This window comes from Achromobacter sp. K91 (assembly GCF_003576205.1).
Lineage (GTDB): Bacteria > Pseudomonadota > Gammaproteobacteria > Burkholderiales > Burkholderiaceae_B > Achromobacter > Achromobacter aegrifaciens.
In genome coordinates, this window is record NZ_QWFB01000049.1 from 82,535 (window position 1) to 99,338 (window position 16,804).

Genomic DNA, 16,804 nt, shown 5'->3' on the forward strand with positions numbered 1-16,804 from the left:
CCGGCAAGCGCGACCCCATATGATCAGGCGCCCCGAGTCGAAGGCGCGCCGCAAGGAGACCCGCATGACCATTGCCGCCCCGGCCGCAGCCGTCCCATTGAACGACATCGTGGCGATGCCCGCGTACGCGCTGTCCGAGGCGATCCGCAAGCGTCAGGTGTCCTGCCGCGAGGTCATGGCGGCCTATCTGGCGCACATCGACCGGGTCAATCCCAAGCTCAACGCCATCGTCGCCCGGCGCGACAGCGACGAACTGCTGCGCGAGGCCGATGAGCGCGACGCCCAATTGGCCGCGGGACAGTGGCTGGGCTGGCTGCATGGCATGCCGCAGGCGCCCAAGGACCTGACCGCCGTGCGCGGCATGGTCACGTCCATGGGCTCGCTGGTCTACAAGGACCAGGTCACGGCGCACGACTCCATCATCATCGAGCGCATGCGCGCGTCCGGCGCCATCTTCATCGGCCGCAGCAACGTGCCGGAGTTCGGCCTGGGCTCGCACACCTATAACCAGGTATATGGCGTCACGGGCAATCCCTACGATCCGTCCCGGACCGCAGGCGGCAGCAGCGGCGGCGCTGCGGCCGCGCTGGCGGCCCGCATGCTGCCGGTGGCGGACGGCAGCGATTTCGGCGGCTCGCTGCGCAATCCCGCGGCGTTCTGCAACGTCTACGGCATGCGCCCGTCCGCTGGCCGCGTGCCTTACGGACCGTCGACCGAGGTTTTCCTCAAGCAGCTGGCGGTTGAGGGGCCGATGGGCCGTACACCGCGCGATGTGGCCATGCTGCTGTCCGTGATGGCGGGGCCCGACCGCCGCGTGCCGCTGTCCCTGACCGGCGACCCGGCGCAGTTCGCGCAGTCCCTGGACGCCGACCTGCGGGGCAAGCGCGTGGGCTGGCTGGGTGACTGGAATGGCTACCTGCCGATGGAGCCGGGCATTCTGGAGCTGTGCGAGCAGGCGTTGGCCGGCCTGGCGCAGACCGGCTGCGAGGCCGTCGACTACCAGGTGCCATTCGCCGGCGAACGCCTTTGGCGCATCTGGCTGGCTCACCGCCACTTGATGGTGGGCGGACAACTGCACCCCCTCGTCCACAATCCCGAAACCCGCAAGCTGGTGAAGCCGGCCGTGGTCTGGGAAGTCGAAGGGCTGGAAGGCATGACGGCGCGGCAGGTTTACCAGGCCACCGAAGAGCGCAGCGCCTGGTACCAGACCGTGCAGCGCATGTTCGACGACGTGGATTATCTGGCGGTGCCGTCGGCCCAGGTGTTCCCCTTCGACGCGGCGCTGGACTGGCCCAAGGAGATCGCCGGGCGTCCCATGGACACTTATCACCGCTGGATGGAGGCCGTCACGCCCTGGACGCTGGCGGGCTGCCCGGTGATCAGCGTGCCGGTGGGATTCAACGCCGCAGGGCTGCCCATGGGCATGCAGCTTATCGGGCCGCCGCAGGCGGACCTGGCTGTGCTGCAGCTTGCGCACGCCTATGGGCAGGCGCAAGACTGGGTGCAATCCCGTCCGCCCGCGGCGCTTTGGAGCGGCGCCGCCTGAAAATGGGTCCGGTACGCATTGTTGCGGGAAAAGACAAGCCCTTGTAAGAGGGCTTTGCTTTTTTCCGACGCAAAGCGCCATATTTCCCGCAATTTCGGCGTTTTCCGTGGCTGTCAGCGTTTGCCTTTGCAATAATTGTCAACCAACTCACAACATCCCGTAATAAATGGACAGCCTTGTGTCCCCGGTTCTGTTCCAGAATATTTCGGTCCAATCGACGAGTTGATTTTGCATAGAGGTCTCCCGGCATGAAGAATCTGACACTACGCCAGCGCATCCTGGCCAGCTTCCTGGCGATTCTGGCCATCATGGCGTTGATGGTGGTGATGGATTACCGGCGCCTGCTGGTCATCGAGTCGGAAGTCGAGCTGATCAACAATGATGCCGTGCCCGGCATCTACTACAGCACTTCGATCCGGGCCTCCTGGTTCGCCGGCTTCGTGCTGGTGCAGGACGCGTTCAACATGGAGACGGACCAGGAACGCAGCCGCATCCTGGCGGGTCTGCCCGAGACCGATAAGTTGCTGGCGGACGATATCGAGCAATACCGTCGCACCATCGCGCGCGCCGACGACCGGCAGATGTTCGAGGAGTTCGAGAAGGAACTGCAGGAGTACAGACGCATCCGCGCCAACATTCTTGCGCCTGCCGCGCTGGCGGACCCGGCGCGGGCGCAGGCGCTGATCAAGGCGGAACTGCGGCCGGCGTTCTACAAGGGCCGCGACATCCTCGCCAGGATGGTGCAGGAAAACAAGAAACAGGCCGACGAAGCGGCCGTCGCCATCAAGCAATCGGTGAACAGCGCCGAAACGCGCATGCTGCTGTCGCTGGGCCTGGCGATCGTGGCGGCCATCATCTGCGGCATCCTGCTGATGCGCGCCATCGCCAACCCCATGCGCGCCATCGTCAAGACCTTGGAGGCCACCGGCGGCGGTGATCTGACGCGACGCCTGACGCTGGCGCGCAAGGACGAATTCAACGCCATCGAAACCGGCTTCAATGGCATGGTGGACGAGCTGACCGGTCTGGTTGGCAAGACGCAGCGCTCCGCGGTGCAGGTGGCCACCTCCGTCACCGAGATCGCGGCCACTTCCAAGCAGCAGCAGGCGACGGCCTCCGAAGTCGCCGCCACCACGACCGAGATCGGCGTGACCTCGCGCGAAATCTCCGCCACCTCGCGCGAGCTGGTGCGCACCATGGCCGAAGTCTCCGGCGCGGCCGAGCAGACCGCGGCGCTGGCGGGCAGCGGCCAGGTGGGCCTGGCGCGCATGGAAGACACCATGCGCAACGTGGTCGGGGCGGCCGGTTCGGTCAACGCCAAGCTGGCGATCCTGAACGAGAAGGCCGGCAACATCACGCAAGTGGTTACTACGATCACGAAAGTGGCGGACCAGACCAACCTGCTGTCGCTGAACGCGGCGATCGAAGCCGAGAAGGCCGGCGAATACGGCCGCGGCTTCGTGGTGGTGGCGACCGAGATCCGCCGGCTGGCGGACCAGACCGCCGTCGCCACCTACGACATCGAGCAGATGGTGCGCGAGATCCAGTCGTCGGTGTCTGCCGGCGTCATGGGCATGGACAAGTTCTCCGAGGAAGTGCGGCGCGGCATGGCCGACATGCAGCAGGTGGGCGACCAGCTGTCGCAGATCATCCAGCAGGTGCAGACGCTGGCGCCGCGCGTGCAAATGGTCAACGAAGGCATGCAGGCGCAGGCCACCGGCGCCGAACAGATCAACCAGGCCCTGCAGCAGCTGAGCGACGCCGCCCAGCAGACCGTGGAATCGCTGCGCCAGTCCACGCTGGCGATCGAAGAACTGACGCTGGTCGCCAACGACCTGCGCAGCGGCGTTTCGCGCTTCAAGGTGTGATGGTTGCCATGGCGCAGCGCGCTCCCTCTGCTGCGGCCGGACGCCGGCTGTACCTGCTGTTCCGCATCGGCGGCGACCGCTATGCGCTGGACGCAAGAGACATCGCCGAGGTGCTGGGCCTGCGCCCGTTCAAGCAGGTGCCGGGCGCGCCGGCGTGGGTGGCCGGCGTGATGGACCGCCGCGGCGTGGCTGTCCCCGTCATCGACATGAGCGCGCTGGCGGGGGGCGGCGCGGCCGCCGCCGTCACCAGCACCCGGCTGGCCCTGGTGCGCTATCAGGCGCAGTCGGACGGGCCGGAACATCTGCTGGGGCTGATCCTGGAGCAGGCGACCGAAACCGTGCACTACGATCCCGCAGCGTTTCAGTCCGGCGGCCTGGACAATCCGCAGGCGCGCTATCTGGGCGCGGTGCTCGGCGATGCCGACGGCATGGTGCAGGCTGTCAACGTGCGCGACCTGCTGCCTGCGCCCGTGCGGGCGCTGTTGTTTCCCGCCGACGCCGCAGGCGCGGCGCGCGAGGCGCGGCCATGATGCTGATCGACGAGTTCAGCGCCTTGCTCAAGCGGCGCATGGGCCTGGATAGCGGCTCCATCGGCAAGGCCGCCGTCGAGCGCGCGGTGCGGCGCAGAATGGGCATGGCCGGCATTGCCGATGAGCAGGATTACCTGTGGCAGGTGCAGGCGGCGCCTGCCGAGATGCAGCAGCTCATCGAAGCGGTCATCGTGCCGGAGACCTGGTTTTTCCGTTATCCCGAATCGCAGGCGGCCATGGCCGCGCTGGCGCGGGCGCGCCTGTACGCCACGGGCGCCGAAGGCCGTGTGTTGCGCGTGTTGAGCGTGCCCTGTTCCAGCGGCGAGGAGCCTTACTCCATCGCCATGGCGCTGCTGGACGCCGGCGTGCCCGCCGAACGTTTCCAGATCGACGCCTTCGACATCAGCGTGCGCATGGTCGAATTCGCGCGGCGCGGCCTGTACGGCCGCAATTCATTCCGCGGCGATGACCTGGGGTACCGCGACCGCTATTTTTCGGAGACCGCCGACGGCCACCAACTGGCCGCCCACGTGGCGGCGCAGGTGCGGTTCCAGGCCGGAAATCTGTTCGATCCCGATCTGCTGGCAGGGGTGGCGCCCTATGACTTCGTGTTCTGCCGCAACCTGCTCATCTATTTCGACGCGGCGACGCAGGCCCGCGCCGTGCAGGTGCTGCGCAGCTTTACGCGCGAGGATGGCGTGCTTTTCGTCGGCCCGGCCGAAACCACCTTGCTGACCGGCCGCAGGCTGCCGGCAGTGCCCATGGCGCGTTCGTTCGCCTTCCTGGCCAAGCCGCTGCCCGCGCCGGCCGAGCCTGTCGCGCCGGCGGCAGCGCGGCCCATCGTGCACAGCTGGACGCCGCCCAGGCGGCCGCTGGCCCAGGCGCCGGAGCCCGGCCTGCCCCTGGCGCATGCGCCCATACCGGCGATACCCGCGGCGCCCGTGGTCGCCTCGGCCGGATTGCGGGACGCGCAGGCCTCCTTGCGCCATATCGCGGCCCTGGCCGACCAGGGCCGGGTGCAGGACGCCATGGCGCAGTGCCTGGCGCACATAGGCACCCACGGCGCCAGCGCCGAAGCCCTGTATCTGCAAGGCTTGCTGCAGGACGCGGCAGGCGACGCGCGGCAGGCGCAAGCGGCCTACCGCAAGGCGCTCTATCTCGATCCGACCCATCGCGAAGCCCTGCTGCATCTGGCCGCGCTGGTGGCGTCGGACGGCGATCACGAAGCGGCCAGCCGCCTGCAGGCGCGCGCGGCTCGCGGGGAGGCGCGACGTGGTTGAAATCATGGGCGCGCTGTCCGACGTGGACGACTGCTGGAACCGCATCGGCATCCGCGGCGACAAGAGTTGCGCGCAATTGGCCGACCACGTGCATTGCCGCAATTGTCCGGTCTATGCGGCGGCCGCCAAGCGCATACTTGACCGTCTGCCGCCGCAAATGGAAGAGCAGGGCGCGGAAGAGGCCCCGCAGGAGCGCGCCAGGCTGTCTTCGCTGCTGGTGTTCCGCGTGCACCGCGAATGGCTGGGGCTGCCGACCCGGGCGCTGGACGAAGTGGCCGGCACCCGCAGCATCCTGAGCCTGCCGCACCGGCGCGATCCGGCGATGCTGGGCGTGACCAATGTGCGCGGCTCCCTCACTGTGTGCGTGTCGCTGGCGCGTCTGCTGGGCCTGGAGGCGGCAGCGGAGGACGCGCGCGAGCGGCCCGCCACGGCGCGCATGCTGATACTGGGCGGCGCAGGCCGGGCGGTGGTCGTGCCGGTGGATGAGGTCGAGGGCATGCACGCCGTGGACCTGGACGGGCTGGAGCCCCTGCCCGCGACCGTGGAGGGCGCAAGCCTCAAGTACTCGCGCGGCATGGCCCGCTGCGGCGGCCGCGCCGTGGGCGTGTTGGACGAGACCTTGCTGATGCAAGCTTTGGAACGGAGCCTGGCGTGAATCCGGATCAGATGCGCGATGCCTCGCTTCTGGAATTGTTCCAGCTGGAGACCCGCACCCAGGTGGAGGTGCTGAACAAGGGCCTGCTGGCCCTGGAGCACGACCCCACGTCCGCGCCGCAGCTGGAAGCCTGCATGCGCGCGGCCCATTCGCTCAAGGGCGCGGCCCGCATCGTCGATCTGCATCCGGCGGTGCGCATCGCGCATGCCATGGAGGATTGCCTGGTTGAGGCGCGCGAAGGCCGGCTACGGCTGCAGGCCGCGGACATCGACGCCCTGCTGATGGGCGCGGACCTGTTGCAGCGCGTGGCCACGCCGGGTGTGGAGCTGGGTAGCGAGATCGACGAGCTGGTGACGCGCCTGAGCAATGCGCCTGCGTTGCCGGCAGCGCAGGCTGCCGCGCCGGTCCCCAAGCCCTCGGATTTCCTGCCGCCGATTCCGGTCCTGGATGAACCGCCCGCCGCAGCGGTGCAAAGGCGCAGTTCGGACGCGGGATTGGGCGAGGGCGAACGCGTGCTGCGCGTGACGGCTGACACGCTCAACAAATTGCTGGGCCTGTCCAGCGAGACCCTGGTGGAGTCGCACTGGATCGCGCCCTTTGGCGCGTCCATGCTGCGTCTGAAGCGCATGCAGGCGGGCGCGGTCCAGGCATTGGACGGCGTGCGCGCGGCCCTGGCGGGCCAGGCGCTGGACGCGCAGGCGCAAGCCGCGCTGGACGATGCCCTGCGCATCGTCCAGCAATGCCAGCAGGAGCTGTCGCAGCGCACCGGCGAGGTCGACGAATTCGGCTGGCGCATGGGCCACCTGGCCCAGCGCCTGTACGACACCGCGCTGGCCTGCCGCATGCGGCCGTTCGGCGACGGGGTGGGAGGCATGGCGCGCATGGTCCGCGACGTAGGCCGCGCGCTGGGCAAGCAGGTGCGGCTGGAAATCGAAGGCGAGTCCACCCAGGTGGATCGCGACATCCTGGAAAAGCTCGACGCGCCGCTGATGCACCTGTTGCGCAACGCGGTGGACCACGGCATCGAGATGCCGCAGGACCGGCTGGCGGCGGGCAAGCCGGCTGAAGGCCGTATCCGGCTGTCGGCGCGCCATGCGGCCGGCATGCTGCTGATTGAACTCAGCGACGACGGCGCCGGCATTTCGCTGGACCGGCTGCGCGTGGAAGTGGTGCAGCGCAAGCTGGCCAGCGCGGAAACCGCGGCCCGGCTGACCGAGGCCGAGCTGCTGGAGTTCCTGTTCCTGTCGGGCTTCAGCACGCGCGGCGAAGTCACGGAGATCTCGGGGCGCGGGGTGGGGTTGGACGTGGTGCAGACCATGGTGCGCCAGTTGCGCGGCGCGGTGCGCATCCAGCAGCAGACGGGGCAGGGCACCCGTTTCATGCTGGAGATGCCCTTGTCGCTCTCGGTGGTGCGCAGCCTGCTGGTCGAGGTGCAGGAAGAGATCTACGCATTCCCGCTGGCCTACGTCAACCACGCGCTGCATGTGCGCGCCGAAGACATCGAACAGCTCGAAGGGCATCAGCATTTCCGCTTCATGGACCGGCAGATCGGGCTGGTGTCCGCGCGCCAGATCCTGCGCACGGGCGGCGCCGGGCCGGCCTCCGAAACGGTATGCGTGGTGCTGGTGGGCGACCACGACCGGCTTTATGGCGTTGCCGTGGACCGTTACGTGGGCGAGCGCACGCTGGTGGTGCAGCCGCTGGACCCGCGTCTGGGCAAGGTGCAGGACGTGATGGCGGGCGCATTGATGGACGATGGCACGCCGCTGCTGATCCTCGACGTGGAAGACATGCTGGTGTCGGTGCAGAAGCTGGTGGAAGGCGGACAGCTGAGCCGGGTGGACGGCGCGGGCGCGGCCGAACAGGCGCGGCGGCGCAAGCGCGTGCTGGTGGTGGACGACTCGCTTACGGTGCGGGAGCTGGAGCGCAAGCTGCTGTTGAACCGCGGCTTCGACGTGGCCGTGGCCGTGGACGGCATGGACGGCTGGAACATGTTGCGCAGCGAGGCGTTCGACCTGGTCGTGACCGACGTGGACATGCCGCGCATGGACGGCATTGAACTGGTGTCGCGCATCAAGGCCGATCCCAAGCTGCAGGGCCTGCCGGTGATGGTGGTGTCGTACAAGGACAGGGAAGAGGACAGGAGGCGCGGGCTGGACGCCGGCGCCGACTATTATCTGGCGAAGGGCAGCTTCCATGATGACGCGCTGCTCGACGCGGTGGAAGACCTGATCGGAAAGGCGCGCACGTGAGAGTCGGAATCGTCAACGACATGCCGATGGCAGTGGAAGTGCTGCGGCGCGCGATCGCGCTGGAGCCGGGGCTGGACCTCGCCTGGGTCGCGACCAACGGCCAGGAGGCCGTGGACCTGTGCGCCCGCGACCGGCCGGACGTGGTGCTGATGGACCTCATCATGCCCATCATGGACGGCGTCGAAGCCACGCGCCGCATCATGGCCGAAACACCCTGCGCGATCGTGGTGGTGACCGCCGACGTGGCGCGCCATACCTCGCGCGTGTTCGACGCCATGGGCCATGGGGCGCTGGACGCGGCAGATACCCCGGTAATCGGCAGCGGCGACATGCGCACGGCGTCTGCGCCGCTGCTGCGCAAGATCCGCAACGTGGGCTGGCTGATCGGCCGCTATGGCAAGCGGCCTGCCCTGACGCCGGTGGCCCGGCCCATGCAACAGGGCGATGCCAAGCGGCTCCTGGTCATCGGCGCATCGGCTGGCGGTCCGCCGGCGCTGGCGCATCTGCTGAAGGGAATACCGCCGGAGTTCCCCGCGGGCATCGTGTTGGTACAGCACGTGGACGCCTCGTTTGCCGCGGGCATGGCGGACTGGCTCAATGAACAGGCGCCGCTGCCCGTCAGGCTGGTGCGCGAGGGCGAATGGCCCGAACCTGGCCAGATATTGCTGGCCGGCACCGGCGACCATCTGCACATGCTGGCCGACGGCACGCTGCGCTACACCGAAACTCCCAAGGAAAGCCTGTACCGGCCTTCCATCGACGTTTTTTTCCATAGCGTGGCGCAGCACTGGCGCGGCCTGGCCGTCGGCGTGCTGCTGACGGGCATGGGCCAGGACGGCGCGCGCGGGCTGAAGGCGCTGCGCGAACGCGGCTACCTGACAATTGCGCAGGACCAGGCCAGCAGCGCCGTCTACGGCATGCCCAAGGCCGCGGCCGCCATGCAGGCGGCCGTGGAAATCCGCCCATTGGACCAAATCGCTCCCCGCGTGATCCAGGCCTTTGCCTGAGCGCGCGGACCTCGACAGCATTCAAGGACTCACTATGCAACCTCCCATTGACAGCTCGGCTTCGGCGAACCTGCATTCGCATGCGGCCATGGTGTTGCTCGTCGACGACCAGGTGATGGTCGGCGAGGCCATCAGGCGGGCCCTGGCCACGGAGGGCAACATCGACTTCCACTATTGTTCGGATCCGGAAAAGGCGCTGGCCGTGGCGATCCAGACCCGGCCCACCGTCATCCTGCAGGACCTGGTGCTGCCGGGCGTGGACGGACTGAGCCTGGTGCAGGAGTACCGTGGCCATCCGGTGACGCGCGATATCCCCATCATCGTGCTGTCCACCAAGGAAGATCCGGCGATCAAGAGCGCGGCCTTTGCCGCCGGCGCCAACGACTATCTGGTCAAGCTGCCCGACTCCATCGAGCTGGTGGCGCGCATCCGCTACCACTCGCGCTCCTACCTGGCCCTGGTGCAGCGCGACGAGGCCTACCAGGCCTTGCGCCAGAGCCAGCAGCAACTGCTGGAAAGCAATATGGAGTTGCGCCGGCTGACCAATTCCGACGGACTGACGGGCCTGGGCAACCGCCGTTATTTCGACGAATACCTCAATGCCGAGTGGCAGCGTGCGCGCCGCGACGGCCGCGAAATCAGCATGCTCATGATCGACGTGGACCACTTCAAGGCCTACAACGACACCTACGGCCACATCGCTGGCGACGAGGCGCTCAAGCGGGTGGCCAACACCATCTTCGCCAGTTGCGACCGGTCCACCGACCTGGCGGCGCGCTTTGGCGGCGAGGAGTTTGCGCTGGTATTGCCTGGCACCCCGGCCGGCAGCGCGCGCCTGGCCGCCGAGAAGCTGCGCCGCGCGGTGGAAGCCTTGCAGATTCCGCAGAAGGACACTGGCGACGGCCCGTGGCTGACGGTCAGCATCGGCACGGCCACGGCGGTGCCGCAAGGCGACCAGCCCTGCACCGACCTGATCCAGGTGGCCGACCGAGGCCTCTATCAAGCCAAGCGGCAGGGCCGCAATCGCGTTGTTCCCGGGGTGATGTAGGGCGCGGCCGCAGGCAGGCTGCGCCAGCCATCCTCCGCGGGTTTCATGATTTTCCTGTCGATTGCGCCAAGTTGAGGTAATCAGGCAGCGCCTTTCAGGAAATCCCCATAAGGGGAAATATTGTTTCTCACTGTCCTCGCCGGACGATGCAAGCGGAAGGACTCTTGCGGCCGGCTACTGTCATTCTTCCATGCAGCCCGAGGCGGGCGGCGCTATTGTTTTCGCATGCGTGAAGCGCCAGCCCGACGGCCCGGCCGGGCACCCGGAAACCAGACAGAGAGGCATAGCATGAGTTACTCCAGCTACCACAAGAAGGACATTTTCGGCCGCCCGCTGCATGCCGAAACCCAGATGATGTCGTACGGCTTCGACCCCTTCCTGTCGGAGGGCGCGGTCAAGCCGCCGGTGTTCCTGACGTCTACCTTCGCGTTCCGCTCGGCCGAGGATGGCGCGGCGTTCTTCGATCTGGTTTCGGGCCGCAAACCCTTGCCCCAGGGCGAGTCCGCGGGGCTGGTGTACAGCCGCTTCAACCATCCCAACCTGGAAATCGTCGAGGACCGCCTGGCGCTGCTGGATGGTTCGGAAGACGCCGCGGTGACCTCCAGCGGCATGTCGGCGATCAGCGCCGTGTTCCTGGCATTCTTGCGGCCCGGCGATCAATTGGTGCAATCCGTGCCGCTGTATGGCGGCACCGAAACCCTGATCTCCAAGATTTTCCCGGAGTGGGGGATAGGTTCGCATGCCGTCGAGGACGGCCTGTCGGCCAAGAGCATGCGCACAGCGCTGGAGGCCGCGGCGGCGCAGGGGCCGGTGCGTCTGTTTTTTGTTGAAACGCCCGCCAATCCGACCAATGCCTTGATCGATTTCGAGGCCATGAAGAATGAGCTGGACGCCTTCGAAGCGCGGCACGGCTATCGTCCCGTGTCGGTGTGCGACAACACCCTGCTGGGCCCGATCTTCCAGAAACCGGCCGAGCATGGCGTGGACCTGTGCGTGTATTCGCTGACCAAGTATGTGGGCGGCCATAGCGACCTGGTTGCGGGCGCGGTCACCGGCAGCAAGACGCTGGTCAAGAAGGTGCGAGCCATCCGCAGCGCGTTCGGCTCTCAGCTGGACCCGCATTCCTGCTGGATGATCACGCGTTCGATGGAGACCGTGGTGCTGCGCATGAAGCAGGCCGCGCGCACGGCGACCAAGGTGGCCCAGTGGCTGTCCGGCAATCCGCATGAAAAAGTGCAGATTTTCCATCCGGAGATGATTGCGGACCGGGCCTACCAGGAAGTCTACAAACGCCAGTGCACCGGGCCGGGTTCGACCTTCGCCTTCGTGCTTGAGGGCGGGCGCGCCAAGGCGTTCCGCTTCATCAACGCGCTGCATCTGTTCAAGTCGGCCGTCAGCCTGGGAGGCACCGAATCGCTGATCTGCCATCCGGCGTCCACCACGCATTCCGGCGTTCCGGCGGCCGAGCGCGACGCGGCCGGCGTGTCCGAGGGGCTGGTGCGCGTGTCGATCGGACTGGAGCACGAGGAAGACCTGATCGCCGACATGGACCACGCCTTCCGCAACTGCTGAGCCGGGGCCGGCATGGCAGGCCTGTTTCAGGCTGCCATGCGCCGCCGGTTGAATAGCACGAACCCCGCCGTGACCAGCAGCATCAGCGCCGCGGTGGCGATGACTGCGGCATAGCCCGTGTCGAAGGCGGTCTTGGCCAGGCGGGTCAAGGCCATGCCCAGGTCCGACGACAGTCCGTCCGCCACGATCAGGGCCTGGTCCAGGCTGTCGCGCGCCAGGTCGGACTGGGGCAGGCCAACCGGCACGGCAAGCGTGAGCGCATAGACGCCGGACAGGATCGATCCCATCAGGGTGACGCCCAGCGCGCCGCCCAGCTCGTACGAAACCTCTTCGATCGAGGCCGCCATGCCGGCGCGCTCCGGGGTGGCGCTCTGCATGATGGTGCTGGACGCCGCGGTCATGGTGGCGCCTATGCCGGCGCCCAGTACGCACAGGCTGACCATCTGCGGCAGCAGCGCCGCGTCATAGCTCAGGAGGTAGCCGGTCATGCCCAGCCCCGACACCAGCAACGACAGGAACAGCATGGTGGCGCTGTTGACGCGGCCCAGCAGCCAGCCCGCCAGCGGACCCGCGATGAAAGCGGCCAGCGACAGCGGCAGGATGAAGAGCGCGGCTTCAAGCGGCGACATGCCCATGACCAGCTGCAGCCGCTGGCTGAACACCAGCTCCATGCCCAGCAGCGCAGCGGCGGCGAACAGCGCAGCCGCCACGGCCGAACTGAAGCTGAGGTTGCGGAAGATGGCGAAGTCGATCAGCGGATAAGGCCGCGCGCGCTGGCGCCGCACGAACACGGCGAGCATGGCCGCGCCCGCAGCGCAGGCCAGGCCGGCGTCGCGCCAGGACGGGTCGGTCTTGCCCAGTTCCTTCAGCGCGTAGGCGCACAGGATCAGGCCGGCCATCACCTGCAACGAGCCCGGCAGGTCCCAGGGGCGGGAGGCGTCCGGACGGCTGGCAGGAATCAGGCGCCAGGCCAGCGGCAGCGCCAGCAGCACGATGGGCACGTTGATGAGGAACACGGAACCCCACCAGAAATGCTCCAGCAGCACGCCGCCCACCACCGGGCCGACCGCGGCGCCGCCCGAGGCAACCGAGGCCCATACGCCGATGGCGATGGCGCGTTCGCGCTCGTCGGCGAAGGTCAGGCGCAGGATGGACAGCGTGGCAGGCATCATCATGGCGGCGCCCACGGCCAGCAGCGCGCGCGCCGCGATCAGCGTGGCCGCGCCCGGCGAGTAGGCGGCGCACAGGGACGCCGTGCCGAACACGACCAGCCCCGCCATGAACAGGCGCTTGTGGCCGAGGCGGTCGCCCAGCGTGCCCATGCCCAGCAGCAGGCCGGACACGACCAGCGCGTAGATGTTCACGATCCACAGCTTTTCCGACGCGTTGACGTTCAATTCATGCGTGAGCCGGGGCAGGGCGGTATAGAGGACGGTCATGTCGACCACGATCAACAGCAAGGCGCTGGACACGATGGCCAGCACCAGCCAGCGGCCGGGCGCGGCCGTGGCGACAGCGTTCGGTTCAGTCCGCTGCATGGTTCTACTCCTGAAACTGAAACGCCTGCCGCGCCGCGAACGCGGGCGGGGCCGGGATTGGCCGGGTCTCAGAGGGCGCCATTATCCATCTTCCAATTCGCATAAAAAAGTTTGAAACCATCTATAAAATAGATGGATAACGAGGAGTCGCGACATGCAATGGACACTGGATCAGCTACGTCATTTCGTCGCCGCTGCGGAATCGGGATCGTTCTCGGCGGCGGCGCGACGCCTGGGCCGGGCGCAGTCGGCGATCAGTACCTCGGTAGGCTTGCTGGAAGCGGACCTGGGCGTGGAGTTGTTCGACCGGTCGCGGCGCAACGCAACCCTGACGGCCGCCGGCGAGGTCATGTTGCAGGAGGCGCAGGAACTGCTGCGCCAGGCAGGCGCGCTGGAGCAGCGCGCCTTGTCGTTTGCCGCCGGGCGCGAAGCGCGCCTGGGCGTCGCGCTGGACGAAGGGCTGCCTTATCTGGTGGCCGACCAGTTGCTGAAGGAACTGGCCGAACACTATCCGGCGCTGGAGCTGACCCAGCTCAACGGCACCGCGACGGAGGTCGCCGATTACGTGGAACAGGGCCGCGCCAGCCTGGCCTTCCAGTTCGATCGCGGCGATCCGGGCAGCGCCTTCGCCCATCGCCATCTGGGCAATGTGGCGCAGGGCATCTTCGTGGCGCAGGGCCATCCGCTGGCCGCGCTGCCCGAGGTTGGGCGCAATGACCTGGCGCGTCACCGGCAGTTGCTCATGCAGATGGACGGCGTCGACCAGGTGGTGCTGAGCCCATCGGTCTGGCGGGCCGACAGCAGCTACAACATCGCTGCCATGGCCGCCAATGGCGTGGGCTGGGCCATCCTGCCGCTGAACATCGGCGAATACCAGGGTTTCAGCAACGAGCTCGTCAGCGTGCGCTGCGCGGACCTGTTCCTGCCCATGTTGTCCGTGCGTACGCTGTGGCTGAGGGGCGGCAGCCTGAGCGAGACGGAACTCTGGCTGCAGCAGCGCATGGGCCAGTTGCTGGCGGGGACGCAGGCGCAGCCGTAGCGCGGGGGGGCGGCTTCAGCTGAGCAGGGCGCTGACCAGGTCGCCGCCGCTGCGGCCGCCGTTCTTGAAATCCAGAGCCGTCTGCACATGCTCCAGATGCGCGTCCATCAGCGCGCAGGCACGGTCGGCATCGCCCGCGCGGGCGGCCTCGATGAAGGCGTAATGCTCCTGCGACGAGCAGCTGGCATCGTGCGAGCTTTGATACAGCACGGTGATGACGGCGCTGCGGGCCGAGAGTTCGCGCAACATCCCCGTCAGCACGGAATTTCCTACGGTCTCGGCCAGCAGAATGTGGAAGTGTCCGAGCAGCCGGTTGCGTTCCTGCACGTCGCCGCCTTCCAGCGCGCGGCGCTCCGCGGCCAGATGGGCGTCGATGCGGCGGTAGTCCGCCGCCGTTGCCCGCGCCACGAATTCGCGTGCGAGCGCTGCTTCCAGGATGCGCCGTACCGCATAGACCTCGCGCGCCTCGTTCGCGTCCGGCTTGCTCACGAACGCGCCCTTGTCCGGCACGATGTTGATCAGCTTGTCCTTGGACAGCATCAGCAGCGCGGCGCGGATCTTGGTCCGGCTGACCTGATACACCCCCGCCAGCGCCTCTTCGCGCAGCCGCGTGCCGGGCGGCAACTTGTGCGCGACGATGGCCGCCGAGATTTCCTTGGCGATATCGTCGGCGCTGGGGTCGGGGCGGACTTCCTGGGACATGTTGGGGCAGGCGAGGGACAGGGCTGGTCAGTCTAGCAAATGGGCAGGCCCGGCGGGGAGCGGGCCTGCCCATGGCCGGGCGGACCCGCGCTAGCGCGCCGCCGCCAGCGCGCCCATCGCCTGCCGCATGAACGACAGGGTGGCGTCATCAGTCCAGGTGCCGGCGGTGAGCTCGGGCTCGGTCATCAGCGCGTGGCGGAATTTCGCCTGGGTGGCGGGGTCGTTGCCGGCATAGCTGCGGAACAGGTCCAGCCAGCGCCGGGCCAACGCCAGGGCCGTGGGCGAGTCCGGAGCCACGCCCGCGTCGAGAGCGTCGCGCACCTCGGCCATCAGTTCGGGCCATTCGCCAATGCGATCGCCGTAATGCTCGCGCATGTAGCGCGCCTCGTCCGGCGTGAGGTACTTCTCGTAGATCCGCAGCTTGCTTTCCGAGAAGGCTTGCAGCACGTAATCGCGCAAGGCCGGCGAGATGCCCATGTGCGCCTGCATCGAGGGCTCGCGTTCGTGCATCCGGTTCAGCTTGACCAGCAGGCGCGGATCGCGATTGGTGTCGCGCAGCAGCAGGGTCATCCAGCGCAAGGCCAGTTCGCGCGGCTGCGCCGCTTCGGGCGCGACGCCGGCATCCATCTGCGCCTGCACCTCCTTGACCAGCGCGAGCCATTCGGCGTCGCCATTCTGGCTGCTGCGGTACATGGGCAGGCGGGCCAGTTCATCGGGGGAAAAGTATTTGTCGTACATGGTCATGAGTTCCAGAGTGGTGAGCCAATCGGCCAGCTCTGGCTCCTTGCCTTGCGCCAACTGGCCCTGCAGCTGGGCGAGACGCTCGCGCAGCCGGGAGGCTTGCTGGATCTGGCGGTCGAGCATCGCGATCTGCTTCGCGATGATTTCGTCCATGGGAGTGTCGGGCTGGTCCAGATAAGCGCCGATCTCGGCCAACGGCAATCCGAAGCGGCGCAGCGCCTGGATCTGATGCAGCCGGGCGATGTCGTCGCGGCCATACAGCCGATAGCCGTTGTCGGCGCGCGCCGAAGGCGTGAGCAGCCCGATCGCGTGATAGTGGTGCAGCGTGCGGACAGTCAGCCCGCTTCGCCTGGCCAGTTCTCCTACTTTCAGTTGCACGGCATTCCTCCTGTTGATGGCGCGGAACGAACTCTGGGACATGACGTTGCGTGAGGGTCAAGCGTTACCGCGGGCGGCAGCTAGTCTGACACGTCGGGCGATGGGATCCAGCGATTTTGAGCGGCGGCCTTGGCCGTTCCTGGAATAATGGGCGTCCCCCGGGGAGGAAACGAACAATGAATATCCGTGAGCTGGATGCTTCCGAGTTGTCGAGTCTGCTGGATTTGTATCGGCATCTGCATCCAGCGGATGATCGCCTGCCGGGCGCGCAAACGGTCGCAGCGGTCTGGCAGGAACTGATGGAAAGCACTCGGCACAGGGTTTTTGGCGCGTATGCCGACGGCAAGCTCGCTTCAAGCTGCACGCTTACCGTCATTCCCAATCTGACGCGTGGTTGTCGGCCCTATGGCGTGATCGAGAACGTGGTGACGGATGCCGCCTACCGGCGTCAGGGCCTTGCCAAGGCGGTGCTCGACGAGGCGCTGGCGTTCGCCTGGGGCGGGAATTGCTACAAGGTCATGTTGATGACCGGTAGAAAGGACGAAGCGCCCCTTCGATTCTACGAGTCCGCGGGTTTTGACAGGCATGGCAAGCAGGCATTCATCGCGAGGCCGCCGGTATCCGGCGACCTCGGTTGAGCCGAACGGC

14 protein-coding genes are annotated in these 16,804 nt (G+C 67.4%); 11 read left to right on the plus strand and 3 right to left on the minus strand.

Annotated elements, in window-relative coordinates; translation table 11 throughout:
* Positions 1–64 precede the first annotated feature (64 nt).
* From DXK93_RS24190 to DXK93_RS24230, 9 genes are all read left to right on the plus strand, one after another.
* Entirely contained in the window at positions 65–1,546 is a 1,482-nt protein-coding gene (locus tag DXK93_RS24190; RefSeq protein WP_119451411.1) for an amidase, read from the plus strand.
* Between the two features lie 248 nt (positions 1,547–1,794).
* Positions 1,795–3,414, plus strand: coding sequence for a methyl-accepting chemotaxis protein (locus DXK93_RS24195; RefSeq protein WP_054456378.1), 1,620 nt, complete (start codon positions 1,795–1,797; stop codon positions 3,412–3,414).
* On the plus strand, positions 3,414–3,944 hold the full coding sequence (locus DXK93_RS24200; RefSeq protein ID WP_082401156.1) for a chemotaxis protein CheW: 531 nt from the start codon (positions 3,414–3,416) through the stop codon (positions 3,942–3,944). The genes DXK93_RS24195 and DXK93_RS24200 overlap by 1 nt, the downstream gene beginning before the upstream one ends.
* Positions 3,941–5,224, plus strand: coding sequence for a protein-glutamate O-methyltransferase CheR (locus DXK93_RS24205; protein ID WP_119451387.1), 1,284 nt, complete (start codon positions 3,941–3,943; stop codon positions 5,222–5,224). The genes DXK93_RS24200 and DXK93_RS24205 overlap by 4 nt, the downstream gene beginning before the upstream one ends.
* Positions 5,225–5,228: 4 nt before the next feature.
* Positions 5,229–5,879, plus strand: a complete 651-nt coding sequence (locus tag DXK93_RS24210; protein WP_119451388.1) for a chemotaxis protein CheW — start codon at positions 5,229–5,231, stop codon at positions 5,877–5,879.
* Positions 5,876–8,131, plus strand: a complete 2,256-nt coding sequence (locus DXK93_RS24215) for a hybrid sensor histidine kinase/response regulator (RefSeq protein ID WP_119451389.1) — start codon at positions 5,876–5,878, stop codon at positions 8,129–8,131. Before DXK93_RS24210 ends, DXK93_RS24215 begins: the two co-directional genes overlap by 4 nt.
* Positions 8,128–9,138 (plus strand): chemotaxis response regulator protein-glutamate methylesterase, encoded by a 1,011-nt coding sequence (locus DXK93_RS24220; RefSeq protein ID WP_054456381.1) that lies wholly within the window; start codon positions 8,128–8,130, stop codon positions 9,136–9,138. Before DXK93_RS24215 ends, DXK93_RS24220 begins: the two co-directional genes overlap by 4 nt.
* Before the next feature lie 34 nt (positions 9,139–9,172).
* Positions 9,173–10,186 (plus strand): PleD family two-component system response regulator, encoded by a 1,014-nt coding sequence (locus DXK93_RS24225; RefSeq protein ID WP_054456382.1) that lies wholly within the window; start codon positions 9,173–9,175, stop codon positions 10,184–10,186.
* A gap of 288 nt (positions 10,187–10,474) precedes the next feature.
* Entirely contained in the window at positions 10,475–11,758 is a 1,284-nt protein-coding gene (locus DXK93_RS24230; protein ID WP_054456383.1) for a cystathionine gamma-synthase family protein, read from the plus strand.
* A 26-nt stretch (positions 11,759–11,784) separates the two neighbouring features.
* Here DXK93_RS24230 and DXK93_RS24235 read toward each other — a convergent pair whose 3' ends face one another.
* On the minus strand, positions 11,785–13,296 hold the full coding sequence (locus DXK93_RS24235; RefSeq protein WP_119451390.1) for an MFS transporter: 1,512 nt from the start codon (positions 13,294–13,296) through the stop codon (positions 11,785–11,787).
* 154 nt (positions 13,297–13,450) lie between these two features.
* Between DXK93_RS24235 and DXK93_RS24240 the strand changes: the two genes are divergently transcribed.
* The gene (locus DXK93_RS24240; protein WP_119451391.1) at positions 13,451–14,335 is read left to right on the plus strand and encodes a LysR family transcriptional regulator; all 885 of its coding nucleotides are present in this window, start codon (positions 13,451–13,453) and stop codon (positions 14,333–14,335) included.
* 15 nt (positions 14,336–14,350) lie between these two features.
* Here DXK93_RS24240 and DXK93_RS24245 read toward each other — a convergent pair whose 3' ends face one another.
* Positions 14,351–15,037: a GntR family transcriptional regulator gene (locus tag DXK93_RS24245; RefSeq protein ID WP_119451392.1), complete on the minus strand. Its 687-nt coding sequence runs from the start codon at positions 15,035–15,037 to the stop codon at positions 14,351–14,353.
* 90 nt (positions 15,038–15,127) lie between these two features.
* A complete protein-coding gene (locus DXK93_RS24250; protein WP_119451393.1) occupies positions 15,128–16,156 on the minus strand; it encodes a MerR family transcriptional regulator in 1,029 nt (342 codons plus the stop codon).
* Between the two features lie 176 nt (positions 16,157–16,332).
* Here DXK93_RS24250 and DXK93_RS24255 point away from each other — a divergent pair, with 176 nt between their 5' ends.
* Entirely contained in the window at positions 16,333–16,794 is a 462-nt protein-coding gene (locus DXK93_RS24255; RefSeq protein WP_119451394.1) for a GNAT family N-acetyltransferase, read from the plus strand.
* The last annotated feature ends 10 nt before the right edge of the window (positions 16,795–16,804 follow it).

Coding starts and splice junctions, on each gene's coding strand:
- DXK93_RS24190 (WP_119451411.1), top strand. CDS start 65: ATGACCATTGCCGCCCCGGCCGCAGCCGTCCCATTGAACGACATCGTG.
- DXK93_RS24195 (WP_054456378.1), top strand. CDS start 1,795: ATGAAGAATCTGACACTACGCCAGCGCATCCTGGCCAGCTTCCTGGCG.
- DXK93_RS24200 (WP_082401156.1), top strand. CDS start 3,414: ATGGTTGCCATGGCGCAGCGCGCTCCCTCTGCTGCGGCCGGACGCCGG.
- DXK93_RS24205 (WP_119451387.1), top strand. CDS start 3,941: ATGATGCTGATCGACGAGTTCAGCGCCTTGCTCAAGCGGCGCATGGGC.
- DXK93_RS24210 (WP_119451388.1), top strand. CDS start 5,229: ATGGGCGCGCTGTCCGACGTGGACGACTGCTGGAACCGCATCGGCATC.
- DXK93_RS24225 (WP_054456382.1), top strand. CDS start 9,173: ATGCAACCTCCCATTGACAGCTCGGCTTCGGCGAACCTGCATTCGCAT.
- DXK93_RS24230 (WP_054456383.1), top strand. CDS start 10,475: ATGAGTTACTCCAGCTACCACAAGAAGGACATTTTCGGCCGCCCGCTG.
- DXK93_RS24235 (WP_119451390.1), bottom strand. CDS start 13,296: ATGCAGCGGACTGAACCGAACGCTGTCGCCACGGCCGCGCCCGGCCGC.
- DXK93_RS24240 (WP_119451391.1), top strand. CDS start 13,451: ATGCAATGGACACTGGATCAGCTACGTCATTTCGTCGCCGCTGCGGAA.
- DXK93_RS24245 (WP_119451392.1), bottom strand. CDS start 15,037: ATGTCCCAGGAAGTCCGCCCCGACCCCAGCGCCGACGATATCGCCAAG.
- DXK93_RS24255 (WP_119451394.1), top strand. CDS start 16,333: ATGAATATCCGTGAGCTGGATGCTTCCGAGTTGTCGAGTCTGCTGGAT.